Annotated in this window: 23 protein-coding genes and 1 pseudogene; 9 read left to right on the forward strand and 15 right to left on the reverse strand. The window is 72.3% G+C overall.

Annotated elements, in window-relative coordinates; translation table 11 throughout:
- Positions 1-55 precede the first annotated feature (55 nt).
- The 3 genes from ACPU2J_RS21775 to ACPU2J_RS21785 are packed head-to-tail and all read left to right on the forward strand — an operon-like array spanning position 56 to position 2,915.
- Complete coding sequence (locus ACPU2J_RS21775; protein WP_399815266.1) at positions 56-1,423, forward strand: AI-2E family transporter; 1,368 nt, start codon at positions 56-58, stop codon at positions 1,421-1,423.
- Positions 1,424-1,476: 53 nt separating this feature from the next.
- A complete protein-coding gene (locus ACPU2J_RS21780; protein ID WP_420079756.1) occupies positions 1,477-2,169 on the forward strand; it encodes a hypothetical protein in 693 nt (230 codons plus the stop codon).
- Positions 2,166-2,915, forward strand: a complete 750-nt coding sequence (locus ACPU2J_RS21785; protein WP_420079755.1) for a hypothetical protein — start codon at positions 2,166-2,168, stop codon at positions 2,913-2,915. The genes ACPU2J_RS21780 and ACPU2J_RS21785 overlap by 4 nt, the downstream gene beginning before the upstream one ends.
- A 64-nt stretch (positions 2,916-2,979) precedes the next feature.
- Here the strand turns inward: ACPU2J_RS21785 and ACPU2J_RS21790 are convergent, their stop codons facing one another.
- Together ACPU2J_RS21790 and ACPU2J_RS21795 are read right to left on the reverse strand one after the other, a co-directional pair.
- A complete protein-coding gene (locus ACPU2J_RS21790; protein WP_361590596.1) occupies positions 2,980-3,516 on the reverse strand; it encodes an alkyl hydroperoxide reductase in 537 nt (178 codons plus the stop codon).
- Between the two features lie 3 nt (positions 3,517-3,519).
- Positions 3,520-4,074 carry a peroxiredoxin gene (locus tag ACPU2J_RS21795; RefSeq protein ID WP_361590593.1) on the reverse strand — a complete coding sequence of 185 codons (555 nt, stop codon included), beginning with the start codon at positions 4,072-4,074 and terminating at the stop codon, positions 3,520-3,522.
- 136 nt (positions 4,075-4,210) lie between these two features.
- Here ACPU2J_RS21795 and ACPU2J_RS21800 point away from each other — a divergent pair, with 136 nt between their 5' ends.
- Entirely contained in the window at positions 4,211-5,158 is a 948-nt protein-coding gene (locus ACPU2J_RS21800; RefSeq protein WP_361590590.1) for a hydrogen peroxide-inducible genes activator, read from the forward strand.
- A 55-nt stretch (positions 5,159-5,213) separates the two neighbouring features.
- Here the strand turns inward: ACPU2J_RS21800 and ACPU2J_RS21805 are convergent, their stop codons facing one another.
- The 5 genes from ACPU2J_RS21805 to ACPU2J_RS21825 all read right to left on the reverse strand — a co-directional run bounded on the left by ACPU2J_RS21805 (position 5,214) and on the right by ACPU2J_RS21825 (position 10,024).
- Entirely contained in the window at positions 5,214-7,571 is a 2,358-nt protein-coding gene (locus ACPU2J_RS21805) for an FtsX-like permease family protein (RefSeq protein ID WP_423833843.1), read from the reverse strand.
- Positions 7,568-8,257, reverse strand: a complete 690-nt coding sequence (locus ACPU2J_RS21810; RefSeq protein ID WP_420079753.1) for an ABC transporter ATP-binding protein — start codon at positions 8,255-8,257, stop codon at positions 7,568-7,570. Before ACPU2J_RS21810 ends, ACPU2J_RS21805 begins: the two co-directional genes overlap by 4 nt.
- The gene (locus tag ACPU2J_RS21815; protein ID WP_361590581.1) at positions 8,254-8,778 is read right to left on the reverse strand and encodes a PadR family transcriptional regulator; all 525 of its coding nucleotides are present in this window, start codon (positions 8,776-8,778) and stop codon (positions 8,254-8,256) included. The genes ACPU2J_RS21810 and ACPU2J_RS21815 overlap by 4 nt, the downstream gene beginning before the upstream one ends.
- Before the next feature lie 107 nt (positions 8,779-8,885).
- Complete coding sequence (locus tag ACPU2J_RS21820; RefSeq protein WP_365488675.1) at positions 8,886-9,119, reverse strand: hypothetical protein; 234 nt, start codon at positions 9,117-9,119, stop codon at positions 8,886-8,888.
- Positions 9,116-10,024 carry an SPFH domain-containing protein gene (locus ACPU2J_RS21825; RefSeq protein WP_420079752.1) on the reverse strand — a complete coding sequence of 303 codons (909 nt, stop codon included), beginning with the start codon at positions 10,022-10,024 and terminating at the stop codon, positions 9,116-9,118. Before ACPU2J_RS21825 ends, ACPU2J_RS21820 begins: the two co-directional genes overlap by 4 nt.
- A gap of 231 nt (positions 10,025-10,255) precedes the next feature.
- On the opposite strand from ACPU2J_RS21825, the gene ACPU2J_RS21830 reads away from it, so the two are divergent.
- Positions 10,256-12,538: a transglycosylase domain-containing protein gene (locus ACPU2J_RS21830; RefSeq protein ID WP_423833844.1), complete on the forward strand. Its 2,283-nt coding sequence runs from the start codon at positions 10,256-10,258 to the stop codon at positions 12,536-12,538.
- 64 nt (positions 12,539-12,602) lie between these two features.
- On the opposite strand, the gene ACPU2J_RS21835 is transcribed toward ACPU2J_RS21830, so the two are convergent.
- The 4 genes from ACPU2J_RS21835 to ACPU2J_RS21850 form a co-directional block, all read right to left on the reverse strand.
- Positions 12,603-14,810 (reverse strand): SpoIIE family protein phosphatase, encoded by a 2,208-nt coding sequence (locus tag ACPU2J_RS21835; RefSeq protein ID WP_423833845.1) that lies wholly within the window; start codon positions 14,808-14,810, stop codon positions 12,603-12,605.
- Positions 14,811-15,113: 303 nt separating this feature from the next.
- Positions 15,114-15,839, reverse strand: a complete 726-nt coding sequence (gene fomD, locus ACPU2J_RS21840; protein ID WP_423833846.1) for a cytidylyl-2-hydroxypropylphosphonate hydrolase — start codon at positions 15,837-15,839, stop codon at positions 15,114-15,116.
- Between the two features lie 168 nt (positions 15,840-16,007).
- Complete coding sequence (locus ACPU2J_RS21845; RefSeq protein WP_401399351.1) at positions 16,008-17,441, reverse strand: class II fumarate hydratase; 1,434 nt, start codon at positions 17,439-17,441, stop codon at positions 16,008-16,010.
- 139 nt (positions 17,442-17,580) lie between these two features.
- Complete coding sequence (locus tag ACPU2J_RS21850) at positions 17,581-18,348, reverse strand: glycerophosphodiester phosphodiesterase (RefSeq protein WP_423833847.1); 768 nt, start codon at positions 18,346-18,348, stop codon at positions 17,581-17,583.
- A gap of 53 nt (positions 18,349-18,401) precedes the next feature.
- On the opposite strand from ACPU2J_RS21850, the gene ACPU2J_RS21855 reads away from it, so the two are divergent.
- Positions 18,402-18,758: a hypothetical protein gene (locus ACPU2J_RS21855; protein WP_361590563.1), complete on the forward strand. Its 357-nt coding sequence runs from the start codon at positions 18,402-18,404 to the stop codon at positions 18,756-18,758.
- 26 nt (positions 18,759-18,784) lie between these two features.
- On the opposite strand, the gene ACPU2J_RS21860 is transcribed toward ACPU2J_RS21855, so the two are convergent.
- Both ACPU2J_RS21860 and ACPU2J_RS21865 read right to left on the reverse strand, forming a co-directional pair.
- The gene (locus tag ACPU2J_RS21860; protein ID WP_423833848.1) at positions 18,785-19,396 is read right to left on the reverse strand and encodes a hypothetical protein; all 612 of its coding nucleotides are present in this window, start codon (positions 19,394-19,396) and stop codon (positions 18,785-18,787) included.
- Positions 19,397-19,543: 147 nt separating this feature from the next.
- On the reverse strand, positions 19,544-21,208 hold the full coding sequence (locus ACPU2J_RS21865; RefSeq protein WP_365488655.1) for a fumarate hydratase: 1,665 nt from the start codon (positions 21,206-21,208) through the stop codon (positions 19,544-19,546).
- A gap of 147 nt (positions 21,209-21,355) precedes the next feature.
- Here ACPU2J_RS21865 and ACPU2J_RS21870 point away from each other — a divergent pair, with 147 nt between their 5' ends.
- Both ACPU2J_RS21870 and ACPU2J_RS21875 read left to right on the forward strand, forming a co-directional pair.
- Positions 21,356-22,015 (forward strand): DUF1707 SHOCT-like domain-containing protein, encoded by a 660-nt coding sequence (locus ACPU2J_RS21870; RefSeq protein WP_420079746.1) that lies wholly within the window; start codon positions 21,356-21,358, stop codon positions 22,013-22,015.
- Positions 22,016-22,198: 183 nt separating this feature from the next.
- The gene (locus ACPU2J_RS21875; RefSeq protein WP_389069103.1) at positions 22,199-22,606 is read left to right on the forward strand and encodes a WhiB family transcriptional regulator; all 408 of its coding nucleotides are present in this window, start codon (positions 22,199-22,201) and stop codon (positions 22,604-22,606) included.
- A gap of 333 nt (positions 22,607-22,939) precedes the next feature.
- On the opposite strand, the gene glpX is transcribed toward ACPU2J_RS21875, so the two are convergent.
- Positions 22,940-23,971, reverse strand: a complete 1,032-nt coding sequence (gene glpX, locus ACPU2J_RS21880; protein WP_361590553.1) for a class II fructose-bisphosphatase — start codon at positions 23,969-23,971, stop codon at positions 22,940-22,942.
- Between the two features lie 238 nt (positions 23,972-24,209).
- Between glpX and ACPU2J_RS21885 the strand changes: the two genes are divergently transcribed.
- Positions 24,210-24,728, forward strand: a complete 519-nt coding sequence (locus ACPU2J_RS21885) for a DUF4245 domain-containing protein (protein ID WP_361590948.1) — start codon at positions 24,210-24,212, stop codon at positions 24,726-24,728.
- A gap of 193 nt (positions 24,729-24,921) precedes the next feature.
- Here the strand turns inward: ACPU2J_RS21885 and ACPU2J_RS21890 are convergent.
- Positions 24,922-25,395 (reverse strand): annotated as a pseudogene (locus ACPU2J_RS21890) (hypothetical protein); the annotation flags it as partial.
- Positions 25,396-25,444: the final 49 nt, after the last annotated feature.

Below are 25,444 nucleotides of genomic sequence, written 5' to 3' on the forward strand. Positions count from 1 at the left end.
TGTACGGTCTTTCGAGGTGCCCGGTAGAACGGGGGAACGGGGGAAGGAAGCAGAAATGACGAAGCGGGAAGGCTGGCTCGGCCGGCTGGGCAGCAGACTGAGCGCCGTGGAGGCGCGGCTCAACGAACGCCGGGCCGAGGTGGAGGCCGAGACCAGCGGCGACCTGCCGCCGCGCCGCGGGACGTCCGAAGGGACCCCGCAGGCCGTGGAGGAGGCCCAGGCCGCCCAGACGGTCCCCATGCCGCCGCAGGGACCCCCGCGGGTCTCCGCACCCGCGGTCCCCGTGCGCCCGGACCCGGCGAGCGTCGTCCCCTGGGGGATGCGCGTCGCCGCGGAGGCGAGCTGGCGGCTGCTGCTGCTCGCCGGGATGCTCTGGGTGCTGATGAAGGTGATCAGCGAAGTCCGCCTGGTCGTCCTCGCCTTCGCCGCCGCGATGCTCGTCACCGCGATGCTCCAGCCCTTCGTCGTCCGGCTGCGCCGGCTGGGGCTGCCGCGCGGGCTGGCCACGGCCGTCACGGCGATCCTCGGCTTCGTGGTCATCGGCCTCGTGGGCTGGTTCGTCGTCTGGCAGGTGATGGACAACCTCGACGACCTCTCCGACCGGGTCCGCGACGGCATCAACGAGCTCAAGCTCTGGGCGCTGGACAGTCCGTTCCACGTGACCGAGAAGCAGATCAACGACATCGCGAAGAACCTCAGCGAGACCATCGGCACCAACACCGAGCAGATCACCTCCGCCGGTCTGCAGGGCGTGACCGTGCTCGTCGAGGTGCTGACGGGCATTCTGCTCGCGATGTTCTCGACGCTGTTCCTGCTCTACGACGGAAAGCGCATCTGGACCTGGGCCCTCGGCCTGGTCCCGGCCGCCGCCCGCGCCGGAGTCGCCGGGGCCGGCCCGCGCGCCTGGCGCACGCTGACCGCGTACGTCCGCGGCACGGTCATCGTCGCGCTCATCGACGCCATCTTCATCGGCCTCGGGCTGTACTTCCTGGACGTCCCGATGGCGGTCCCGCTGGCCGTCTTCATCTTCCTCTTCGCCTTCATCCCGCTGGTCGGCGCGGTGATCTCGGGCGCCCTCGCCGTGGTGGTGGCGCTCGTGACACAGGGGGTGTTCACCGCCCTGATGACCCTGCTGGTGGTCCTGGCGGTGCAGCAGATCGAGGGCCACGTGCTCCAGCCCTTCATCCTCGGCCGGGCCGTCCGGGTGCACCCGCTCGCGGTGGTGCTGTCGGTCGCCGCCGGCGGGATGATCGCGGGCATCGGCGGTGCCGTGGTGGCCGTACCGCTGGTGGCCGTCACCAACACGGTGGTGGGCTACCTGAAGGCGTACTCGCGCGACCAGCACCACCTCGGCGTCGGCATGATCGGCCCGGGCCCGCACGGGTCGACGCCGCTGAGCCAGGTCCCGGACCGGGAGCCGTAGGAGAGGACGGGGCCCGACGGGCGCCCACGACAGGGGAAAAGGGGGGGCGGAGAGTGATCGGAGAACCCGAGCTCGACGGGGAACAGGGGTGGGAGGGGGAACGGGCCGGCCCGCACGGGGCCGGCCACGAGGAGGCCGAGCGCTCCCGCGGCGCACGTCCGCCGTGGGTGTGGGTCCTGCTGACGGCCGCGGCCGTCTCGGTGCTCTGGGCGGTCGGCCTGTACGCCTTCGGCGACCGGCTGGCCGCGCCGCCGCTGTCGTACCGCGCGACGAAGAACCTGTGCCAGGACTTCAAGGCCGAGGCGCTCGGCCGGATCGCGGGGGACCTGCACCGCAACCCGAAGGTGAACCAGGAGAGCGGCCACCACGCCGTGGACGGGGCCGTGTGCCTCCTGCAGAGCGGCCAGGAGGTCTCGACCCTCGTCGTACGGGCCCACGTCGACCTGCACAAGAAGACCGATCCCGAGGCCGAGTTCGACGTACCGGCCCTCGGGGAGGGGATCGGCGGCGCCGCCCCGGACTCCGAACCGGTGCCGGGGCTGGGAGAACGCGCCTTCGTCACCCGGGAGGCCCACGGCGCGGCCTCGATGCTCAAGGTGCTGGACGGCGGCGCGGTGTTCACCGTCCGGGCGTCCGGCTTCGTCAACAACGACGGCGTGCCCGCTGCGGACCCCGCGGTGCTGCGCAAGGCCCTGATCGACGACACCCGCAGACTGATGGCGGACCTGAAGGAGCGGACGCGGTGATCAGCGAGCCCGAGCTCGACGGCGAGTGGCAGCCGGCGCGCCCGGCCGGGGCCGCACGGGCCGCGGGGGAGGACGAGGAGACCGGGGAGACAGGGGAGACCGGGGGTGCCGGGGAACGGCCCCGCGCGCACCGTCCGCCCTGGTGGTGGGTGGCGGGAGCCGTCGTGGTCACGTCCGCGCTCTGGGCGGGCGGGCTCCAGGCCTTCGGGGACCGGGGCGGGGACCCCGAGGTCCGCTACCGGGTCGTCGACGACCTGTGCGCACGCTTTCCGGCCGTGGCCCTGTCCGAGGCCCTGGGCGGTTTCTCCGACGCCGCCCCGGTGAAGGGCGACCGGCACCCCGCCCTGGACTGGGCGTCGTGCAGCCGCGACGGCGAGGGACCGGACGGGTCCGGCGGGTTCTTCGTCGCGGCCCTGGTGGAGCTGCACCGCAAGAGCGACCCGGGGCCCGAGTTCGCCGTCGGCTCCTCGTACGACCGCCTGCTCGGCGGCGTCTTGGAGCCGTGGGAGTCGGTGCCCGGGCTGGGGGAGGAGGCCCTGGTCAACGCGGCCGGCGCCGATGACGGGGTCCACCTGCGGGTGCGGGACGGCGGCGCGGTGTTCACCTTCGAGGTGATGTTCTACGACGAGGCCTCGGACGCCTCCGATCCGGAGGCGAAGCCCTCGGCGCGGCCCGACCGGGAGACCCTGATCGCGGCGGTGGCCGAGGACGCGCGGGCCCTGATGGCCGACCTGCGCACGGACTGAACGACCGGGGCCCCGCGACCGGTTACGGTCGCGGGGCCCTGGAGCGCGTGCACGCGGGGCGGTGTCACTCGCCCGCGATGGCCGCCTCGGCGTCGAGGGTGACGGCCACGGCCTGGATCACCGAAGCGATCTTGAAGGCCTCCTGGATGACCTCGCGGTCGACGCCCGCCTTGCGCAGGACCTGCTCGTGCGAGTCCAGGCACTGGCCGCAGCCGTTGATCGCGGAGACCGCGAGCGACCACAGCTCGAAGTCCACCTTCTCCACGCCCGGGTTGCCGATGACGTTCATCCGCAGGCCCGCGCGCAGCGTGCCGTACTCCGGGTCGGAGAGCAGGTGCCGGGTGCGGTAGAAGACGTTGTTCATCGCCATGACCGCGGCGGCGGACTTGGCGGCGGTGTACGCCTCGGCCGACAGGTTCGCCTTCGCCTCGGGCTCCAGCTCACGCAGGACGCGCGGGGAGCGGGCGGCGATCGCGCAGGACAGGACGGTGCCCCACAGCTGCTGCTGCGGCAGGTCGCTGTTGCCGATGACCGAACCGAGGTTCAGCTTCAGGTCCTTGGCGAAGTCCGGGACCTGCGACTTCAGGGAGTCGAGGGACATCCGTCACTCACCGGCCAGCAGCGCGCCGGCGTCGATGGTGGCCTCGCCCTTGTTCCAGTTGCAGGGGCACAGCTCGTCGGTCTGCAGGGCGTCGAGGACCCGCAGGACCTCCTTGGGGTTACGGCCCACGGAACCGGCGGTCACCATCGAGAACTGGATCTCGTTGTTCGGGTCCACGATGAAGACGGCGCGCATCGGCAGGCCGTCCTCGCCCAGGATGCCCAGCTCGGCGGAGAGCTCGCGCTTGATGTCCGACATCATCGGGAAAGGCAGGTCACGCAGGTCGGCGTGGTCCTTGCGCCAGGCGTGGTGCACGTACTCGGAGTCGAGGGAGAAGCCGAGGACCTGGGCGTCACGGTCGGCGAACTCGTCGTTCAGCTTGCCGAAGGCGGCGATCTCGGTCGGGCACACGAAGGTGAAGTCGAGCGGCCACGCGAAGACGACCTTCCACTTGCCCTCGTAGGTCTTGTGGTCGATCTGCGCGAACTCGGATCCGGCCTCGAGCGAGACACAGGCGGTCAGGTCGAAGGCGGGGAACTTGTCACCAACAGTGAGCACGCGCTCTCCTTGAGGGAGGGGAAGAGACCCCTTTTGGGGGCTTTCCGATGGGTTGGACGTGTCTCACATGCTGGCACAGCCTGCATTGATTGCGGAAATAGCTAGTCTTGTCGTGGGTGATCGGAGGTACCTATCAGTGGCTGTCGGTAATAGGGGAGCGAAGCAGCCGACGCTCGCGCAGCTGCGTGCGTTCGCGGCGGTCGCCGAGCACCTGCACTTCCGGGACGCCGCCGCGGCCATCGGCATGAGCCAGCCCGCGCTGTCCGGCGCCGTCTCCGCCCTGGAGGAGGCGCTCGGCGTGCAGCTGCTGGAGCGCACCACGCGCAAGGTGCTGCTCTCCCCGGCGGGCGAGCGGATCGCCGGCCGTGCGCAGGTGGTGCTCGACGCCGTCGGCGGGCTGCTGGAGGAGGCCGAGGCGGTCCGTGCCCCCTTCACCGGGGTCCTGCGGCTCGGGGTGATCCCCACGGTGGCCCCCTACCTGCTGCCCACCGTCCTCGGGCTGTTCCACCGGCGCTACCCGCGCATGGACCTCCAGGTGCACGAGGAGCAGACCGCCTCACTGCTGGACGGGCTGGCCGCCGGGCGCCTGGACCTGCTCCTGCTCGCGGTGCCGCTCGGGGTCCCGGGCGTGACGGAACTCCCCCTCTTCGACGAGGACTTCGTCCTGCTCGCGCCGCGCGAGCACGCGCTGGCCGGGCGCCGGGACATCCCCCTCGACGAACTGCGCGACCTGCAGCTGCTCCTGCTGGACGAGGGGCACTGCCTGCGCGACCAGGCCCTGGACATCTGCCGGGAGGCCGGGCGCACGACCGGAGCCGACGTCACCACGACCGCCGCGGGCCTGTCCACGCTCGTGCAGCTGGTCGCGGGAGGCCTGGGCGTCACCCTGCTGCCGCGCACCGCGCTGCGGCTGGAGACCGCGCGCAACGAGTACCTGTCCACCGGGTACTTCGCCGAGCCGGCCCCGTCGCGGCGGATCGCCCTGGCCATGCGTACCGGCACCGCCCGCCTGGACGAGTTCCGGTCGATCGCGGCGGCCCTGCGCGAAGCCGTGCGCCCGCTCCCCGTCTGGCCCACCGACTAGGGAGCCGGCACGGGCGGGTGCGGGGAGCGGGCGTACGGGGCCGGGGCGTGCCTGGTCACTCCGTGCGCAGGCCGTCCGGGCGCATCATCCGCAGCAGCGGCGGCAGGCTGCACACGGTCACCGCGGCGACCACGGCCGCGCCGACCCCGGTCATCCCGAGCACCGAGGCCCAGTCGATCCGGACGGGCTGGGCGGCCATCGACATCAGGACCGCCCCCAGGCCCACGCCCGCCGCCGCGGCCAGCAGCAGCCCGAGCGTGATCGGCACGGCCGTCTGCCACAGCACCGACAGGCTGAGCGTGGAGCGCCTGGTGCCGAAGGCGACCAGGGCGGACAGCAGCCTGCGGCGTTCGCGCAGTTGCTCCAGCTGCGAGACGAACAGGCTCCCGCCGATCAGGACCAGCACGGCGGCCGCGCCGAAGAACAGCCCGGTGCGGATCGAGGAGAAGCCCGCGGTCTGCGCGGTCTCCCGCAGCGTCATCGCCGTCACGAACGGGTCCGCCCCGAACACGGCGTTGCGCGCCCGCTCCAGCGCGTCCGGGAGCGACTCGTCGACCTGCACGAAGATCCGCGCGTCCGGGAAGCTGCCGAGCTCCTTCGGCGCGGCCGACGGGGTGACCAGCAGGCCGCCGCGCAGGTCCCCGGTGGGGTCCTCCCGGCTGGGGACCGTACGGGCGCCCGCCGGGACCTGCCACTTCACCTGTGCGGGAGCGGCGTCGGGCCCGGAGCCGTAGCCGTAGCCCCTCACGTCGCCCACGAACAGCTCGTCGCCGGGGCGGGCCGTGCCCCCGTAGAAGTCCTGCGTGGTGGAGCCGGTCAGGACGAAGGCGTCGCCCTCCGCGCACGAGTCGAGCGCGGCCACCTCGGCGAGCGCGTCGCAGGTGCCGATGGTCACCCGGACGGTCTCCTCCTCGGCCGGCATCCGGTGGGAGGCCTGCGTGGAGGTCAGCGGGACCGTCCGGGTGACGCCCGGTACGGCGGCGATCCGCTGGGCGAGGCCGTCCATCCGGTCCTGGTCGCCGTCCTGCACCAGGACGGCGACGGCGGCCCTGGCGGGGTCCTGGCCGGTCGAGCGGGTGTAGTCGCCCTCGATGCCCGTGAACAGCATCTGCAGGGCGATGGCTCCGGCGACGGCCACGGCGATGCCGTTGACCAGGCGGGCGGCGGTGCCGCTGTCGACCTGGAGCCGGCGCACGGCCAGCTGCCAGGAGACCGGTCCGCCCGACATCCGGGCCACGAGGCGTTCCAGCAGCCAGGGGAGCAGCACCGTGACCCCGACCAGCAGCAGCACCACGCCGGCTGCGACCTGGTACTGGTTGAACCGACCGTGGTCGTTGCCGCGGCCGCCCAGCGGGACGAGCAGGCCGAGTCCGACCAGCGGGAGCAGCAGCCGCCACCAGATGCGGCGGCGGGCGGGCCTGGCCGTACGGACGACCCCCAGCGGCTCGATGACCACGCCGCGCAGCGCGAACAGGGTCACGGCGACCGCCGCCGCGGGCACCGCCACGGCGACCAGGGCGGCCAGCCACGGCGCCGGGTCGAGGTCGGCGGGGAAGACGCTGCGCTGGCGGAGGCTGAAGCTGCCGACGAGGGAGCGGCCGACGGCGAAGAAGCCGGCGCCCAGCACCAGTCCGACCAGGGAGCCGGCCAGCGCCTCGCCGGCCGCGATGCGCCGTACCGCCCTGCTGTCGGCGCCGACCAGCCGCAGCGCGGCGAGCCTGCGGTCGCGGCGTTCCCCGCCGAAGCGGACGGCGGTGGCGATGAACACGGCGACGGGCATCAGCAGGGCGACGAAGGTGAGGACGACCATCAGCATCAGGACGGGGTCGAGACCGTCGCGGTCCGCCTCGTAGCCGAAGCTGGTGACGCGCTCGACGCGGTGGTCCTCGGGGCCGCTCTTGGCGAGGGTGTCGCTGCCCAGGTAGAAGAACAGCTCACCCGGCCCGACCAGCCCCGGCGCGCCGATGGTCTCGCTGACGGGACCGGCCAGCCGTTCGCGCAGCAGGGCGCCCTCGGAGGAGTTCAGCAGCTCGCCCAGGGCGGGGGAGACGGCTAGTTCGCCCGGGCCGGGGACCTTCCGCAGGCCGGGGGGCAGCGGGGCCTGCGGGCCCTCGGCCCGCAGCGCGTACCCCTCGATGTCCTTGTGGTGGTAGGTCTGGCTGATGCGGGTGATGAGCAGGGTGTCCGGCCCGGGGGCGTCGGCGCGTTCGGAGCTCATCGTCGAGCGGGCGTCGCCGCGCTCGTAGCGTGCGGCGAGGGCGCCCGGGATGGCCGTGCTGATCAGCAGCAGTGCGACGCCGAGACCGACGCCGACGCCGGTGAGCGCCGTGCGGATCCAGCCCTCACGGCCGCCGCCGAAGGCGAAGCGGGCCCCCATGGCGAGGTCGCGGGTCCAGATCTGGAGCCGGCTCATATGATCCGCTCCATGTCGCGGGACTTGCCGTCGCGCACGACGATCTCGCGGTCGGAGTAGGCGGCCACGCGCGTCTCGTGCGTGACGAGCACGACGGCGGCGTTCGCGGACCGGGCGGCCTCGGTGAGCAGTTGCATGACGAGCTCGCCGTTGAGGGAGTCCAGCGCCCCGGTGGGCTCGTCGGCGAAGATCACCCGCGGCCCGGTGACGAGTGCGCGGGCGACGGCCACGCGCTGTCCCTGGCCGCCGGACACCTCCCCGGGGCGCTTCACGGCGAGGTCCTCCACCTGGAGCCGTTCCATCCAGGCCAGGGCGGTGCGTTCGGCCTCCTTGCGCCGGACACCGGACAGCCGCAGCGGGAGGGCGACGTTCTCCACGCAGGTCAGCTCCGGTACGAGCTGTCCGAACTGGAAGACGAACCCGAACTCGGTGCGGCGCAGTTCGCTGCGCGCGGCGTCGCTCATCGCGGTGAGCTCGCGGCCGGCGTAGGTGATGGAGCCCGAGTCCGGGGGGACGATCCCGGCGAGGCAGTGCAGCAGGGTCGACTTGCCGGAGCCGGAGGGGCCCATGACGGCGACGACCTCGCCGGGATGGATGGAGAACTCGGCGCCGTCGAGGGCGTGGGTGGGCCCGTACGCTTTGCGCAGGTCGGTGGCGGCGAGGAGCGAGCCGGCCGGGGGCATCATCGGCGCACCTCCCGTGCGAGCTGGTCGAGACGGGCCGCGGTCAGTTCGAGCCACCGCAGGTCCGCCTCCAGGTGGAACAGGGCGTGGTCGCAGATCAGCTGGTCGGCGATGTCGCCCTTGCGCTTGCGCTGGGTCAGGATGCGCATCAGGCGCAGGTGCTCGGCCCGCTGGCCGTCGAGCAGTTCGTCCGCCCGCCGTCCGGTGAGCAGGGCGAGGACGACCTTCGTGTAGAGGGTCGAGTGGAGGTACGGCTCCGGCTTCTCGGGCTGGGAGAGCCAGGTCTCGACGTCGGTGACACCGGCGTCGGTGATGGCGTACCGCTTGCGGTCGGGACCGCCGCCCGCCTCTATGCCCTCGACCTCGACGAGGCCGTTCTTCAGGAGGCGGGACATGGTCGAGTAGACCTGCCCGTAGGCGAGGGGGCGGTCGTGGCCGAACTTCTCGTCGAAGGCCCGCTTGAGGTCGTAACCGTGGCGCGGGCCGGCCTCCAGGAGGCCTAGGAGGGTGTGACCGATGGACATGGCGGCGACTATACACGGGGTGTATACGCACGGTGTATAGACCTCGATGGGGGCGTGGCCTCGTGGGAAAGACGGAGCCGCTCCCGTGCGGGGCACGGGAGCGGCGGTCAGTTCGTGGGCTTCGGGGGGCGTCCCCGGCGCGGGAGGGGACCCGGCGCGGAGGGGAGCCGTCCGGCTTCGGCGAGGGCCCGGCGCAACAGGAACTCGATCTGCGCGTTGGCGCTGCGCAGCTCCTCGCCCGCCCAGCGCGCCAGCGCGTCGTGCACCTGCGGGTCGAGTCGCAGCAGTACCTGCTTGCGGGCCGGGCGCCCCGCCGGTTTCTCCTCGCCGGCGGGGGTCACTGGTACAGCGTCCCCGTGTTCACCACCGGCTGGGCGGCGCGGTCGCCGCACAGGACGACCATCAGGTTGGAGACCATCGCCGCCTTGCGCTCCGGGTCCAGGTCCACGATGTCCTCCTCCGCCAGGCGGGTCAGGGCGAGCTCGACCATGCCCACCGCGCCCTCGACGATCTGCTTGCGGGCCGCCACCACGGCGCCGGCCTGCTGGCGCTGGAGCATCGCCGAGGCGATCTCAGGAGCGTACGCGAGGTGGGTGAAGCGGGACTCGATGATCTGCACACCGGCCGCGTCGACGCGCGCCTGCAGCTCGGCGGCGAGCTTCTCGGTGATCTCCTCGGCGTTGCCCCGGAGGGACAGGCCGCCCTCCTCGTGGGCGTCGTACGGGTACTCGATCGCGATGTGCCGCACCGCGGCCTCGGTCTGGGTCTCCACGAACTCCGTGAAGTCCTCGACCTCGAAGACGGCCCGCGCCGTGTCCCTGACCCGCCAGACCACGACCGCGGCCAGCTCGATCGGGTTGCCGTAGGCGTCGTTGACCTTCAGGACGGCCGTCTCGTGGTTGCGCACGCGGGTGGAGATCTTCTCGCGGGAGGTCAGCGGGTTGGTCCAGCGCAGCCCGTCGGTGCGGATGGTGCCCCGGTAGCGGCCGAAGAGCTGTACGACGCGGGCCTCGCCCGGCGCCACCATGTTCAGCCCGCCCATGGCGAACAGGGAGCCGATGCCCACCAGGACGCCGAGCGCGATGAGGGTGAGCTTGACCGCGAGGCCCGACGTCACGGCGCCGGCCGCGGCCAGCCCTCCGCCCGCCAACAGGCCTGCCAGGCCCAGGAGTAGAGCCAGCCCGCCGCCCACGCTGTGCGCGGTGAACTCCTCTGTGCCTGCGGGTTCGGCCGCCTGGTTCGTCATGGTTCGCCCCGTTTCTCTCCCGGCGACCGGTCGGATCGCCTATCAAAGTGATATCACTTTTTTGCGTAATGGCAACCCATCCGCTTATGTGAGCGTCGGTTCCTGTGATGTGGGTGCTGATTCTCACGTCCGAATTGAACGGAATTAGTCGGGATTGGCCGACCTTAGTCACAGCTCACGGTGTTAGCTTTCTGAGTTGACGTCGGGGGGTAATCGAGCGGAGCGGGAGCGATGGGCCGAGCAGAAGCGCGTAAGGCGCAGCAGCAGCGCGGTGCGCGGCGGGCGCCGAGCGGACGCGCGAAGGGCGCCGAGGGAGGCGGGGGCTCCGGGAAGCGCACCGGTATACGCCGCTTCTTCACCTGGAAGAAGATCCTCGGCGCGTTCTTCGGGATGATCCTGCTCATGATGGCCGCGGCGGTCGTCCTGTACTTCTCGGTGAACGAACCCACCGACCCCAACAAGCAGGCGACGCTCCAGAGCAACACCTACCGGTGGTCCGACGGCTCCATCATGGCCAACACCGGCACGATGAACCGCGAGATCGTCTCCCTCGACAAGATCCCGCAGGACGTCCGCACGGCGTTCATCGCCATCGAGAACAAGTCCTTCTACCAGGACCGCGGCATCGACCTGATGGGCGTGGCCCGGGGTCTGTTCAACACGGTCCGCGGCAAGGGCACGGCCGGTGGCTCGACGATCACCCAGCAGTACGTCAAGAACTACTACCTGACGCAGGACCAGTCGGCGACCCGGAAGCTGCGGGAGCTCGTCATCTCCCTCAAGGTCGACCAGCGCATGGAGAAGGACGACATCCTCGCCGGCTACCTGAACACCAACTTCTACGGCCGCAACGCCTACGGCATCCAGGCCGCCGCGCAGGCCTTCTACGGCGTCGACGCCGGTCAGCTCACCCTGGAACAGGGTGCCTACCTGGCCTCCGTCATCCAGGCCCCCAGCCAGTACGACCTGGCCACGGCCGGCCCGAACGGCACCCGCCTGGTCAACATCCGGTTCAACGCCGTCCTCGACAACATGGTCGAGATGGGCAAGCTGGACCCGGAGAAGCGCAAGACCATGACCCTCCCGCCGCCCATCAAGCCCAAGCCCCGGCCGGGCATGGACGGGCAGAAGGGCTACCTGGTCCAGGCCGCCAACGACGAGCTGAACAAGCAGCACATCGAAGACGCCCAGATCGCCGCGGGCGGCTGGAACATCACGCTCAACGTCGACAAGGACAAGCAGTCGGCGCTGGAGAAGGCCGTCCACGACGAGCTGGAGTCCAAGCTCGACCGCAAGGACACCAAGAACCGCCCCCAGGACCAGAGCGTCCAGGCCGGCGCCACCTCCGTGGACCCCAAGACCGGTGCCATCGTCGCCATGTACGGCGGCGTGGGCCTGGAGGAGAAGTCCGAGAGCAACGCCCTGCGCACCGACTACCAGCCGGGCTCGACCTTCAAGCCGATCGTGCTCGCCTCCGGCCTGGAGAACGGATCGAACACCCAGGACGGCAAGCCGATCACGCCGAACGCGCTCTACGACGGCACGAGCAAGCGCCCCGTCGTCGGCAGCAAGATCCCCTTCAACCCGCAGAACCAGGACAACCGCAACTTCGGCACCCCGATGATGACGGTCCAGGAAGCGACCAACTACTCGGTGAACTCCGTCTACGCCCAGATGATCGTGGACGTGAAGCCGCAGAACGTGAAGAAGACGGCCCTGGCCCTGGGCATGAAGGACCGCAAGGGCTGGCCCGAGGACAAGCCGGCCATGGCGCTCGGCACGATGAGCGCCAACACCCTGGAGATGGCCGCCGTCTACGCCACCCTCGACAACCACGGCAAGAAGGTCACGCCGACCATCATCCAGAAGGCCGAGCACAAGGACCGCGAGTTCACCCCGCAGCAGGGCGTGGGCAGCCAGGCCGTCAGCCGCAAGACCGCCGACACCGTCACCAAGGTGCTCCAGGGCGTCGTGGAGGACGAGGGCGGTTCCGGCAACAAGGTCCGCAGCAGCGCCTACGAGGCCGGCGGCAAGACCGGCACCACCGAGTCCAACGTGGCCGCCTGGTTCACCGGGTACACGCCCGAGCTGGTCACGGTCGTCGCGATGTTCGGCGAGGACCCCACCACCCACAACCAGGTCACCCTGACCGGCACCGCCGGTCTCGGGCGCGCGGGCGGTTCCAGCTTCCCCGCCTCCATCTGGCGGGCATACACCCTGGCCGCCCTCAAGGGCGTGGACACCGGCAAGTTCCAGCTGACCGAGGCCGAGATGGGCGCCGTCCAGACGCCGTCCCGCAGCGCCTCGCCGACGCCGTCGACCAGCCCGTCCTCCAGCGCCCCGGCCGCGACCACCTCGCCGACGACGTCCCCGACGCCGCCGACCACGTCCCCGACGCCGACGAAGACGGGCACCTCGCCGACCACGTCGACCTCCCCGTCGCCGACCAACACCAAGACCGGCGGCCCCAAGCCGCCGGACCCGCCGATCCTGTCCGAGAACGACGGACGGTGAACGCAGACCGCCCCGCAGCCGGAAAGGCTGCGGGGCGGTTCCGTTCTCCCACCTGGCGCGGGCGTCAGCGCCGATCGGCCGACGGCGGCAGCGGCAGCTCGAACCAGACGACCTTGCCGCTGCTGAGCCGGGTCGCACCCCAGCGCCGCGCCAGCCGGTTGACCAGGAACAGGCCGCGGCCGCCCTCGTCGGTGTCCCTCGCACGCCGCTGCCGGGGCAGCTGCGGGGAGTCGTCGCCGACCTCGCAGCGCAGGACGTCCGTACGCAGCAGACGCAGGGTCACGGGCCGCTCCGCGTAGCGGACCGCGTTGGTGACCACCTCGCTCACCAGCAGCTCCAGCGAGTCGCTCAGCTCCTCCAGGCCCCACCGGGTCAGCGCACGGCGCGCGAAGCGGCGGGCCCGGCCCGGGGCGGTCTCCTCCGGGTCCAGGAACCAGTACGCGACGTCGCTGGGCGCGATCCCGTCGAAGCGGGCCGCGAGCAGCGCGATGTCGTCGTCCCGGTCACCGGGTCCGAGCATGTCCAGCACGTCGTCGCAGAGCGCCTCCAGCGGCGGCGGGTGGTCCAGCCCGGTCAGCTGCGCGGTGCTGGCGAGCCGCTCGCGCAGCTGGTCGATGCCGGTCCACACGTCCCGCAGCCGCGACTCGACCAGCCCGTCGGTGTACAGCAGCAGCGTCGCCCCGGCGGGCGCGTCCAGCTCCACGGCCTCGAAGTCCACGCCGCCGACCCCGATCGGGGCGCCGGGCGGTACGCGCAGCACCTCGGCCCGGCCGCCCAGGTGCAGCAGCACCGGCGGCGGGTGCCCGGCGTTGGCGATGGTGATGCGGTGCGCCACCGGGTCGTAGACGGCGTACAGGCAGGTGGCCATGCGGTCGGAGCCCAGCCGCTGCGCCTGCTCGTCCAGGTGGTGCAGCACCTCGGCGGGCGGCAGGTCCAACTGGGCGAGGGTCTGCGCGGTGGTGCGCAGCTGTCCCATGATCGCCGCGGAGGTCATGGAGTGGCCCATGACGTCGCCGACGACGAGCGCCACCCGGCTGCCGGGCAGCGGTATGGCGTCGTACCAGTCGCCGCCGACCCGCGCGGTCTCGGCCGCCGGCAGGTAGCGCGAGGCGAGCCGCACCCCGGTGGGCTGGGGCAGGCCGTCGGGCAGCATGGTGCGCTGGAGCTCGTCGGCGATGTACGCCTCGCGGCCGTACAGGACGGCCTTGTCGATGCCGAGGGCGGTGTGGGTGGCCAGCTGGGCGGCGACCAGCAGGTCGTTCTGCTCGAAGGCGGGCCGTTCCGGGCTGCGCAGGAAGACGGCGGCGCCGATCACCCGCCGGCGGCCGCGCAGCGGCGCGAGGACGGCCCGGTTGCCGCGCGGCAGCGGATGGTCCAGGCCGAGCAGCTCGGGCAGGGCGGCCCGGGCGGCGGCGGAGGAGCCGAACACGGGCCGTACGCCGCGCAGCACCTCGGCGAGCGCGCCGCCCGAGCGGATCTCGCACAGCTCGGCCGCGGGCAGGTCGCCCTGCGGTCCGACCAGCGGCAACTGGCTGAAGTCGAGCTCGCCGGTGGCCCCCGCGGCCCCGGCGAGGTCCATCCCCGCGCCGATCGTGCTGCTGATGTCGGTGAGATCGTCGATCGGCCGGAGCCGGTCGGTACGGCGCAGCCTTAAAACGACCGGGCCGACGGGGCGTTCGTCCCCGACGGGCAGCGGGTCGCGCAGGTAGACCAGGATGGCGTCGGAGAACGTGGGGACGGTCGCCCGGCACAGCCCGAGAACGATCTCGTCGAGGTCGATGCCGCGGGCGATCCGCCGGGTGGCGGCTCCCACGAACCGCAGCCGGTCCGCCTCGCGGCGCGCGGCCGAGTCGGCGGAGCCCTGGCCCGGTGTTCCCGCGGCCCCGCCGCCGTGGCGACCCGCTCCGCCGGACCCGGTCTGCGTCCGGGGAGCGCCGATCACCGGACCGTCGGCCTCGGTGCCCGTCCGGGGTCGTGCGGTGTCGTGGCTCTGTTCCAGGCCCGGGCCCTGGCCCGGACCGGGGTCCGCGGCGGCCGGCACGTCCGGCGCGGCCGCGGCGCGCGGCCGGGGGAGCCCGGCCGGCGGACCCGCCGCGGACCGTGCCGCCCGCACGTCGGCGGCCGTGCCGCCCGGCTCCGCGGCCGTGCCCGGGGCATGCGTGCGCACGGCCTCGGTGGCCGCGATGGGCGCCTTGCCGTGGCCGGCCTCGTCCGTACCTCCGCCGGAGGCGACGGGCTGTGGGCCCTCCTGGGAGGTGGGGTACTCCGTCACGCGTGGAATTCCGTCCGTTTGCGCTCGATGTGCGCTGCACTCAACTCGGTCAGTCGCGGTATACCCGCTCAGCGGCCCGGGCACCATCGGCCCGAGGTTCCTCGCCCAAACTTCTCCACCGGCCCGCGGCCGGAAGTGCCCCGGGCGGACCCCCGCCCCTCGTCGCCTCTCGTCGTGTGCTGACCTCCGGTCACATTCGGCGTGCGGCACGACACTTGCAGATGTGCGGCCCGACCGCACTCATCCGCGTGCTTTCCGCGGATGACGATCCTACGTTTCGACCCCAGGGGCGCATCAAGGGTCTCATGAGCTCATATGCGCCGGGGTGCGGTCCCAGTCGTCCGGAAGGGCCGGAATCCTCCAGGCCGGATCCGGCCGCCAGTCCTGCCATCCCGCGGAGAACGGAGCGCCCCACTCCTCGATCGCCGAGACCGCCGCGCGCCCCGCCTCCCGCACCCGCCGGGCCTGCCGGGCGTCCATCAGGCCGGACCGCTGGGCCTGGTCGAACTCGTCCTCGTCCAGCCACTTCCAGGTGCGGTCCGGATACACGGCGATGTCGAGGAAGTGGTCCACGGAGTCCACCCCGCCGGCCCATCTGGCCCGCGGCTCCTCCAGGTTCACGTACCAGTTCTTGAACTGCCAGCCCGGACCCCAGAACAGCCACACCGACCAGGGGTCCCCGGGCCGGGCCAGCTTCAGCACGCCGCCGCCGAACCAGCGCGACCGCGCGGTGGTGCGCGGCGCGGTGTAGCGGGTGGGGAGCGGCTCCTCGTGCACGGGCGTGCCGTCCGCGAGGACCGGCTTGACGCATTCGGTCCCCGGGGCCATCCAGACGGCGAGCAGCTCGTCGGTGTCCTGCACCACCGTCACGGGGCGGCAGATGTGGACGGCGCCCTCCAGCCCCGGGGCGTGGTCGCGGTAGCGCCAGAGGATCTGTTCCCCGGGCGTCCAGCGCCTGCCGTCGCCGTCGCCGGGCGGCACGTCCGCGCTCCGCGCCGGGCCGTTCCCGGGCTTGAAGGTACCTGTCATGCGCAGATCTTAGGGCGGGGGCCGTCGAGCCCGCTGCGGTGCAGGTCACTGGGGGTGTCCGGGGTGGGTCCGAGGGGCGGATCCGGGCGCGGGAAACGTCCGGATCCCGCCCCTGTCCGACGCCTTGCGAGGGTGCTCGCGGGCCGGACCGCGGGGGTCCGGCCGCGGTCAGGGGTGCGTCATCCGCAGGACGTCGAGGGCCTCGTCGAGCTGCTCCAGGGTGAGGTCGCCGCGCTCGACGTAGCCGGAATCCAGGACCACCTCGCGGATGGTCCGGCGTTCGGCGAGGGACCGCTTGGCCACCTTGGCGGCCTCCTCGTAGCCGATGTAGCGGTTGAGCGGGGTCACCACGGAGGGGGAGGACTCGGCGTACTCCCTGGCCCGCGCCTCGTTGGCGGTGATTCCGTCGACCGTGCGGTCGGCCAGCAGGCGGCTCGCGCTGCCCAGCAGCCGGATCGACTCCAGGAGGTTCCTTGCCATCACCGGGAGCATCACGTTCAGTTCGAAGTTCCCGGCGGCGCCCGCCACGGCGACCGTGGCGTCGTTGCCCATCACCTGTGCGGCGACCATCAGAACGGCTTCCGGCACCACCGGATTGACCTTGCCCGGCATGATCGAGGAGCCCGGCTGAAGGTCCGGCAGATTGATTTCGGCCAATCCGGTGCGCGGCCCGGAAGCCATCCAGCGCAGATCGTTCGCGATCTTCGTGAGGGAGACCGCGACGGTGCGCAGCATCCCCGAGGTCTCCACCAGCGCGTCCCGGGCCCCCTGGGCCTCGAAGTGGTCGCGGGCCTCGGTCAGCGGCAGCCCCGTGGCGACCGCGACCTGCGCGATCACCGCCGCGGAGAAGCCCGCCGGGGTGTTGATGCCGGTGCCCACCGCGGTTCCGCCGAGGGGCAGTTCGGCCAGGCGCGGCAGCGAGGCGCGCAGCCGCTCGACCCCGTAGCGGATCTGCGCGGCGTACCCGCCGAACTCCTGACCGAGGGTCACCGGAGTGGCGTCCATCAGGTGGGTCCGCCCCGCCTTGACCACGTGGGCGAACTCGGCGGCCTTGCGCTCCAGCGCCGCGGCCAGGTGTTCCAGGGCCGGGATCAGCTCGCCGGTGACGGCCGCGGTGGCCGCGATGTGGATGGAGGACGGGAAGACGTCGTTCGAGCTCTGCGAGGCGTTGACGTGGTCGTTGGGGTGGACGGGGCGGCCGAGGCGCTCGGTGGCGAGCGTGGCGATCACCTCGTTGGTGTTCATGTTGGACGAGGTCCCCGACCCGGTCTGGAAGACGTCCACGGGGAAGTGGTCGTCCCAGCGGCCCTCGGCGACCTCGGCCGCGGCGGAGCCGATCGCGTCGGCCACGTCCTGCTCCACCACGCCCAGCCGCGCGTTCACCACGGCGGCGGCGGCCTTGATCCGGGCGAGGGCCTCGATGTGGGCGCGCTCCAGCCGCTGCCCGGAGACGGGGAAGTTCTCCACCGCGCGCTGGGTCTGCGCCCGCCACTTGGCGTGCGCGGGGACCCGTACGTCGCCCATGGAGTCGTGCTCGATACGGAACGCGCCGGCCTGCCGGTCGTCGGCCTGCTGGTCATCGGTCTGCCGGTCATCGGTCATGGTGTCGGCCTCCTCGAAAAGCTGAGCAATTCTCTCGGTGCACGTGTTCCCCACTGCCCACCTGCCAGTAAGTACCCTGGGCCACAGCGGTATTCGGGGAGGCGCCCATGGCGCGCACCCGGCCGGGGCCGGGACGGGCTCAGAAGGACCCCAGGTACTCCCGCACCTCGCGCGGCCGGTTGGTGATCAGGGTGTCCACTCCGAGCCGGACGCACAGCTCCACGTCCTCGGGCTCGTCCACGGTCCACACCCGCACCCGCAGCCCCTTCGCCCGCAGCCGTCCCACCAGCCCCGGATCCTTGCGCACCAGGTCGATCCCCGGACCGGCGTGCCCCGCGAACGGCGGCCGCGGCGGCCGCACGCGCCGCTCGATCAGGTAGACGGCGGGCAGGCCTGGGGCGAGCCGGTTCAGTCTGACCAGGGCGTTGCGCGAGAAGCTCATCACCTCGACCAGGCCCGCCCGGCCGTCGGCCAGCCCGTGCTCCTTCAGGACCCGCACGAGCTCGGCCTCCAGCCGGCCGCCGGCCCGCGTGGGGTGCTTGGTCTCCACGGCCAGCCCGACGGGCCGCCCCGCGCCCAGCGCCTCCTTCAGCAGGTCCTCGAACAGCAGCACCTGCGCCCCCCGGTGCCCGGCGCCCTTCCAGCGGCCGAAGTCGAGGGCGGACAGCTCCTCGTAGGTCATGGCGGAGACCGCCCCGCGCCCGTCGGAGGTCCGCTCCACGCGCCGGTCGTGCACGCACACCAGCCGGTGGTCGGCGGTCAGCCGCACGTCGCACTCCAGGGCGTCGGCCCCGTCGGCGATGGCCTGCCGGTAGGCGGCCAGCGTGTGCTCGGGGTGCTCGTGGGAGGCCCCCCGGTGGGCGACCACCCGGACGGCGCGGTCGGTGCGGAGCTGCGTGTGCGTCATGCCCCGACGTTATCCGCATGCGCCACCCACGCCGGTTACCGCATGCTGCCCGGATGGCGGAACAGCAGATGTACGGAGTCACGCACTGCGAACCCTGCGAGGAGTGCGTCCGGGAGGAATGGCAGTTCGTCGCGGACGGCGAGCTGCGCTGGGAGGCGTACGACGCCTGTACGCGCTACGTCTTCCAGGCGTGCGACCGGGGCCGGGGCGTACCCCCGCCCTGGATCCGGGAGCGGATCCTCGCCCGGGAGGGCAGCGTCCACCTCGCGGTCGGCGGGCCCGACGGGGTGCCGATCGCGCTGCTGCGCCGGGTGTACGGGCTGAGCATCGCCGAGGTGGTGGCGGCGCGGGGCACGGGGTACCGGGCCACCCCCGTTGAGGCCCGGTACCTGAAGTCTTCGACGCCGTGACCACCGCTTCGGTTGCGGTGCCGTGACTACGGCTGCGGCGTGGGCCGCGGTGCCAGCGGGGCCGGGGTGACCCTGAAGCCGCCCCTGGTGACCTCGGTGAACGGCGCCGGGGCCATGCAGGTGCCCACCGTCGGTTCGGCGACCGTGCCGTCCGGCTTCGCGTCGACGTTCGCGATGCCCCACGAGAAGCCGACGCGCTCGGGCGCACCGCGCTCGCCGTCCTGGACGCTGAGGCCGATCCGCTGCCCCACCAGGCCGATGTTCGAGCTCGTGACCACCGCGGTGACCGTGGCCGTCCTGCCGCCCGTGACCGTGCAGTCCACCTCGGCCTCGGCGACGGCGGTGAAGTCCCGGTCCGGCATCGCGTGGTAGACGGTCACCCGGCCGCGCGCGTCCGTCGGCAGGCCCTGCTCCAGGTTCTGGCCCTTCAGCGGCCTGCTCCACGGCACCGACTCCGCGTCGACCGTGAAGCGGATGTCGTCCGAGGCGGGTGCGTACGGGTAGCGCACCGTGCCGCCCCCGTGCACCGAGGCGGTCTTCGGCGCGGCCGGGGCCGCCGGGGCGGGAGCGGCCGCCATCAGGGTGCCCAGGAGGGCCGCGGATCCGGCGAGGGCGAGGGCGCGCGTGCGGTTCTTCATCGTGGACTCCCTTGTTCCATCGGGCTGTTCGGGTACGGGAGAAGCCTCGCCGCCCGGCGCCCCCGGCTCCCTCCGCCGATCGGCAGGAACGCCCGAGGGGCCCTCCGCCGATCGGCGGAGGGCCCCTCGTCGCGAGATCCGGTCGGCCTACAGGCCCGGACCCCGCACCGGAATGTGGGTGAACGTCGGCTCCGGGGCCGGGTTCTGGAAGAAGTCGTTGCCCTTGTCGTCGACGACGATGAACGCCGGGAAGTCCTCGACCTCGATCTTCCAGACCGCCTCCATGCCGAGCTCCTCGTACTCCAGGACCTCGACCTTCTTGATGCAGTCCTGGGCCAGGCGCGCCGCCGGGCCGCCGATCGAGCCCAGGTAGAAGCCGCCGTGTGCCGCGCACGCGTCCGTCACCTGCTGGGAGCGGTTGCCCTTGGCCAGCATGACCTTGGAGCCGCCCGCCGCCTGGAACTGCTCCACGTAGGAGTCCATGCGGCCGGCCGTGGTCGGGCCGAAGGAGCCCGAGGCGTAGCCCTCGGGGGTCTTCGCGGGGCCCGCGTAGTAGACCGGGTGGTCCTTCAGGTACTGCGGCATGTCCGCGCCCGAGTCCAGCAGCTCCTTGATCTTGGCGTGCGCGATGTCGCGGGCCACGACCAGCGGGCCGGTCAGCGACAGGCGGGTCTTGACGGGGTGCTTGGTCAGGGTCGCCAGGATGTCGTCCATCGGCTGGTTCAGGTCGATGGAGACGACGTCCGAGGACGCGGACAGGTGCTCGTCCGTGGTGTCCGGCAGGAAGCGGGCCGGGTCGCGCTCCAGCTGCTCCAGGAAGACGCCCTCGGCGGTGATCTTCGCGGTGGCCTGGCGGTCCGCCGAGCAGGAGACGGCGATGGCCACGGGCAGCGAGGCGCCGTGGCGGGGCAGGCGCACCACGCGGACGTCGTGGCAGAAGTACTTGCCGCCGAACTGCGCGCCGATGCCGATCTTCTGCGTCAGCTCGAAGACCTGCTGCTCCAGGTCGAGGTCACGGAAGCCGTGGCCCAGTGCCGAGCCCTCGGTGGGCAGCTCGTCCAGGTAGTGCGCGGACGCGTACTTGGCGGTCTTCAGCGCGTGCTCGGCGGAGGTGCCGCCGACCACGATCGCCAGGTGGTAGGGCGGGCAGGCCGCCGTACCGAGCGAGCGGATCTTCTCCTCCAGGAACTTCATCATGGAGGCCTCGTTCAGGACGGCCTTGGTCTCCTGGTAGAGGAAGGACTTGTTCGCCGAGCCGCCGCCCTTGGCCATGAAGAGGAACTTGTACGCGCCGCCGTCGGTCGCGTACAGCTCGATCTGCGCGGGCAGGTTCGAGCCGGTGTTCTTCTCCTCCCACATGGTGAGGGGGGCCATCTGCGAGTAGCGCAGGTTCAGGCGGGTGTAGGCGTCGTAGATGCCGCGCGAGAGCGCCGCCTCGTCGCCGCCCTCGGTCAGCACGTTCTGGCCGCGCTTGCCCATGACGATCGCCGTGCCGGTGTCCTGGCACATCGGCAGGACGCCGGCCGCCGCGATGTTCGCGTTCTTCAGCAGGTCCAGCGCGACGAACTTGTCGTTCGAGGAGGCCTCGGGGTCGTCGATGATGCGGCGCAGCTGCGCGAGGTGCGCGGGGCGCAGGAAGTGCTGGATGTCGTGGATGGCCTCCTCGGCGAGCTTGCGCAGCGCCTCCGGCTCGACCTTGAGGAACGTACGGCCGTCCGCCTCGAAGGTGGACACGCCCTCGGCGGTCACCAGCCGGTAGGGGGTGGTGTCCTCGCCCAGGGGCAGCAGGTCGGTGTACGCGAACTCCGGCATTGGGGCCATTCCTCACTCGGCAGACAGCACTGACGACCAATTTGGCAGCGCAGTCCTCCAGCGTAGAACCTCCCGCCCGGCGTGTGTTTGTGAGGTAAGGCTCAGTCGGGAGTATCGCGATCTATCGTGTCTCGCTATGCTGGCGCCGTGGACCTGGAAAAGCACGCCTCCGCCCCCGCAACCCCTCCCACCGCCGGGCTGCGCGCCTCCGACGCCGACCGGGACCGGATCGCCCGGATCCTCGGAGACGCCGTCGCCGAGGGCCGGCTGACCGCCGAGGAGCACTCCGAACGCCTGGACTCGCTGTACGCCGTCAAGACGGTCGGCGAGCTGGAGACGCTCGTACGGGACCTTCCCGCACCCGGCGACGCCCATGCCGCCCCCGCGTACCCGGGCGGGAGCGCGGGAGCCGACGGCGCCGAGACCATCGTCGCCGTGTGCAGCAGCGCCAGCCGCAAGGGCCGCTGGCGGCCCGGCGCGCACACCCGCGCGGTCTCCGTCATGGGCGACGTGACCCTCGACCTCACGGAGGCGGTGTTCGAGCAGCAGGTCACCGAGATCAACGTGACCTGCGTCCTCGGCAACGTCGAGGTGCTGGTCCCGGAGAACGTCACCCTGCGCGGCTACGGCAGCGGCGTCCTCGGCAACTTCGAGGTGCGCGGCGAGGGCCGCGGGCAGACGGACCCGCAGGCTCCGGTGGTGATCGTCCGCGGCTTCTCCCTGCTGGGCAACATCGAGGCGAGGCCCCGGCTCGGCGCCCGGCTGGTGGACCTGGCCCGCAGGATGCGCAAGCACATCGACGGCTGAGGAACGGGGGCGCACGCGGGTGCGGACCGGGAGCGGAGTGGGAGTGGACCGGGAGCGGATCCGGAGGGTCAGGTTTCGGCCGAACCCCGGCCGCCCCGTCGCACACAGTGCATAGGGGCGCGTACAGCGGGTAGGGACAGGTGCGTCGTCTCTCGCTCACGTATACGTCGTCAGGAGTAGACCGTGCCCCAGCCGCCGCATCAGTCCCTGCAGGTAGCCCCCGTGAAGAGCCTCCAGGGTCTCGCAGGGCGCTCTTCGGCCGTGCCCCAGCCGCGGGTGCCGGCCAGGACGGAGGACGGCCCATGGCACGCGGAGGCGGTGTGCCGCCGGGACGAGGCGGGACTCTTCTTCGCCCCGTCCAAGGAGCCGACGGCGGCCCGGCTCTCCCGCGAGGAGGCGGCGAAGCGCGTCTGCGCGCGCTGCCCCGTGATGGTCGCCTGCCGTGAACACGCACTGCTCCAGCCCGAGCCGTACGGCGTCTGGGGCGGGCTGACCGCCGCCGAGCGCCGGGTGGTGCTGGCGCGCATGCGCCGCCGCTCGGCCGAGCTGCGCCAGGCGCCGGGCGCCGGACCGATCGCCGCCGCCGGCTGAGGACCGGGACCCACCGCCGACCGAGGTCCGGGATCCACTGCGGTCCTGGGGCCGGGACCCGCCGCCGGCCTGGGGCCGGGACCCGCCGCCGGCTGAGGTCCGGGACCCGCCATCGGCCGAGGTCCGGGGTCCTCTGCCGGGCCGGATGCCTGTCCGCGCCGCCTGCCCGCCCGCGCGCCGTACGTACGCCCGCCCGTACCCCCGTCGCCCCCAGGGCCCGCCGCTCGCCCCCCGCACCTCTTGGTCCGCGCACGCCCCGTACGCGGACACGCGAGAGGGGCGGTCACCCCCGCACAGGGTGACCGCCCCTCTCGCGTCGTGCGTCCCCGCCCGCTACTGGGCGCGGTCGAAGTCGATGGCGCTGTACGCGCGCAGCTTCGACAGGCGGTGCGTGGAGTCGATCTTGCGGATGGTGCCCGACTTCGAGCGCATGACGAGCGAGGAGGTCGTCGCGGTCTCGGAGCGGTAGTGCACGCCCCGCAGCAGCTCGCCGTCGGTGATGCCGGTGGCGACGAAGAAGACGTTCTCGCCCGACACCAGGTCGGTGGTGGTCAGGACGCGGTCCAGGTCGTGGCCGGCGTCCAGGGCCTTCTGCCGCTCGGCGTCGTCCTTCGGCCACAGCTTGCCCTGGATGACACCGCCCAGGCACTTGATCGCGCAGGCCGAGATGATGCCCTCGGGGGTGCCGCCGATGCCGAGCAGCAGGTCCACGCCGGTGCCCTCGCGGGCGGCCATGATGGAGCCGGCGACGTCGCCGTCGGAGATGAACTTGATGCGGGCGCCGGTCTCCCGGATCTCCTTGACGATGCCCTCGTGGCGGGGGCGGTCCAGGATGACCACGGTGACGTCCTCGGCGGCCATGCCCTTGGCCTTGGCGACCCGGCGGATGTTCACCGAGACCGGGGCGTTGATGTCGACGAAGTCGGCGGCCTCCGGGCCGGTGACCAGCTTGTCCATGTAGAAGACCGCGGACGGGTCGAACATGGTGCCGCGGTCCGCGGCGGCCAGGACGGCGATGGCGTTCGGCATCCCCTTGGCGTTCAGGGTGGTGCCGTCGATCGGGTCCACGGCGATGTCGACCTCGGCACCGGTGCCGTCGCCGACCTGCTCCCCGTTGAAGAGCATCGGGGCTTCGTCCTTCTCGCCCTCGCCGATGACGACGACGCCGTTCATCGAGACGGTGGAGATCAGGGTCCTCATCGCGTTGACCGCGGCGCCGTCGGCGCCGATCTTGTCGCCGCGTCCGACCCACCGGCCGGCGGCCATGGCCGCTGCCTCGGTGACCCGTACGAGTTCCAGGGCGAGGTTGCGGTCGGGAGCCTCCGGAGAGACTTCGAGCTGGGGCGGCAGGTTGTGCTCGGTCATCGGAGCGCACCTTTCTGTACGGCGACGGCCGGGAAGTGAGGGTGCTGGAACTCTATCGGTACGTCGACATATTGAGCAGGGCGGGTCACGTATGAGCGGAATATCGGTCAGCCGATTGTCCTGAGCGGACGTCTTGCCGTCCCCGGCGGGGGACTCAAGGGTGCGCCGCCCCGGGCGCCCGCGCGACCCCGGCGGTGATCGCCCCCGGGAGATGCGGGACGATGGTGCCGTGGCAGGTATGAAAGGCAAGCAGACGATCTGGGACATGGTCCGGTCGCTGGCGGTGATCGGCATCGTCGTCGCCGGGATCTACATCTTCGTCCCGCACGACGAGGACGCCGACCCCACGCGCAGGGTCGACTACCGGGTGGAGACCATCACGGCCCGGCGCGCGGCCCCGTACCCGGTGGCCGCCCCCGTGGGCCTCCCGGACGAGTGGCGGGCGACCTCGGTGACGTACGAGCGCAAGAACGCCGACGCCTGGCACCTGGGCTTCCTCGACCCGGAGCAGCAGTACGCGGCCGTCGAGCAGTCCACGGACACCTCCGCCAAGTACCTCGCGCGCGTCACCCAGCAGGCGGCGGCCACTGGGCAGACCCAGCAGGTCGGGGACACGGCCTGGGAGCGCTGGGACGGCGAGAAGTACGACGCCCTCGTGCGGCAGGAGCAGGGCCACGTCACCGTCGTGACCGGAACGGCCTCCTTCGAACAGCTCGCCAAGCTGGCGGCGTCGCTGGAGTTCAAGCAGGGCAAGTAGGGCCCCCGGAGCCTCGTGGGCCCCCAGGGCTGCACGGGGCCCCAGGGCTGCACGGGGCCCCAGGCCTTCATGGCGTTCCGGGTGTTCCCGGTGTTCCGGGTGTTTCCGGTGTTCCCGGTGTGGATGAGGTGCCCGTGCCCGGTGTCCCCGGTGCGCCGGGGTCTCCCGGTCCGAAGGACAGGTCCCGGTCCCCGGACACCCGCCCCTCGCCGGCCATGAAGCGCCAGACCAGGGCGTGCCCCAGGACGATCAGGCCGATCAGCATCAGCGCCTCGGCCTGGATGGGCCGCAGCCCCAGCGGCCGGGCGGCCTCGGGGAAGGCGCCGACCACGGCGATCAGCAGGTAGAGCAGCGTCGCGGCGGCCTGCTGCCAGGTCAGGAAGCGGTTGCCGCGCGCCCGCGCGAGCAGCCGCAGGGTGCAGGCGCAGCCGATGAGGGCGAGCACGACGAACGCCGCCCGCCAGACCTGCGGCTGCTCGGTCCCGCCGACCTGGGCGAACAGGCCCATCAGCGCGGGCAGCAGGAACGACAGGCAGATCCCGCCGACGATCCGGCGCAGGGCGGCCTCGCGCATCCAGTCCTGGTGGCCCTGCACGACGTTCCACCACAGGCCCACGAGGGTGAAGCAGGTGGCGGAGAACAGGGCGTAGAAGGTGCTGACGTCCATGGGCGACGAGGGTGCCGGACCCGCGGCGCCCGCGGCCGCCCCACGCCCG

The organism is Streptomyces manipurensis (assembly GCF_049570255.1).
GTDB lineage: Bacteria > Actinomycetota > Actinomycetes > Streptomycetales > Streptomycetaceae > Streptomyces > Streptomyces manipurensis.

Bases quoted from the DNA above. Each gene is read 5' to 3' on its own strand.
- ACPU2J_RS21775 (WP_399815266.1), top strand. From the start codon at position 56: ATGACGAAGCGGGAAGGCTGGCTCGGCCGGCTGGGCAGCAGACTGAGC.
- ACPU2J_RS21790 (WP_361590596.1), bottom strand. From the start codon at position 3,516: ATGTCCCTCGACTCCCTGAAGTCGCAGGTCCCGGACTTCGCCAAGGAC.
- ACPU2J_RS21805 (WP_423833843.1), bottom strand. From the start codon at position 7,571: ATGAGCCGGCTCCAGATCTGGACCCGCGACCTCGCCATGGGGGCCCGC.
- ACPU2J_RS21810 (WP_420079753.1), bottom strand. From the start codon at position 8,257: ATGATGCCCCCGGCCGGCTCGCTCCTCGCCGCCACCGACCTGCGCAAA.
- ACPU2J_RS21815 (WP_361590581.1), bottom strand. From the start codon at position 8,778: ATGTCCATCGGTCACACCCTCCTAGGCCTCCTGGAGGCCGGCCCGCGC.
- ACPU2J_RS21825 (WP_420079752.1), bottom strand. From the start codon at position 10,024: ATGACGAACCAGGCGGCCGAACCCGCAGGCACAGAGGAGTTCACCGCG.
- ACPU2J_RS21830 (WP_423833844.1), top strand. From the start codon at position 10,256: ATGGGCCGAGCAGAAGCGCGTAAGGCGCAGCAGCAGCGCGGTGCGCGG.
- fomD (WP_423833846.1), bottom strand. From the start codon at position 15,839: ATGACAGGTACCTTCAAGCCCGGGAACGGCCCGGCGCGGAGCGCGGAC.
- ACPU2J_RS21845 (WP_401399351.1), bottom strand. From the start codon at position 17,441: ATGACCGATGACCGGCAGACCGATGACCAGCAGGCCGACGACCGGCAG.
- ACPU2J_RS21850 (WP_423833847.1), bottom strand. From the start codon at position 18,348: ATGACGCACACGCAGCTCCGCACCGACCGCGCCGTCCGGGTGGTCGCC.
- ACPU2J_RS21855 (WP_361590563.1), top strand. From the start codon at position 18,402: ATGGCGGAACAGCAGATGTACGGAGTCACGCACTGCGAACCCTGCGAG.
- ACPU2J_RS21860 (WP_423833848.1), bottom strand. From the start codon at position 19,396: ATGAAGAACCGCACGCGCGCCCTCGCCCTCGCCGGATCCGCGGCCCTC.
- ACPU2J_RS21865 (WP_365488655.1), bottom strand. From the start codon at position 21,208: ATGCCGGAGTTCGCGTACACCGACCTGCTGCCCCTGGGCGAGGACACC.
- glpX (WP_361590553.1), bottom strand. From the start codon at position 23,971: ATGACCGAGCACAACCTGCCGCCCCAGCTCGAAGTCTCTCCGGAGGCT.
- ACPU2J_RS21885 (WP_361590948.1), top strand. From the start codon at position 24,210: ATGAAAGGCAAGCAGACGATCTGGGACATGGTCCGGTCGCTGGCGGTG.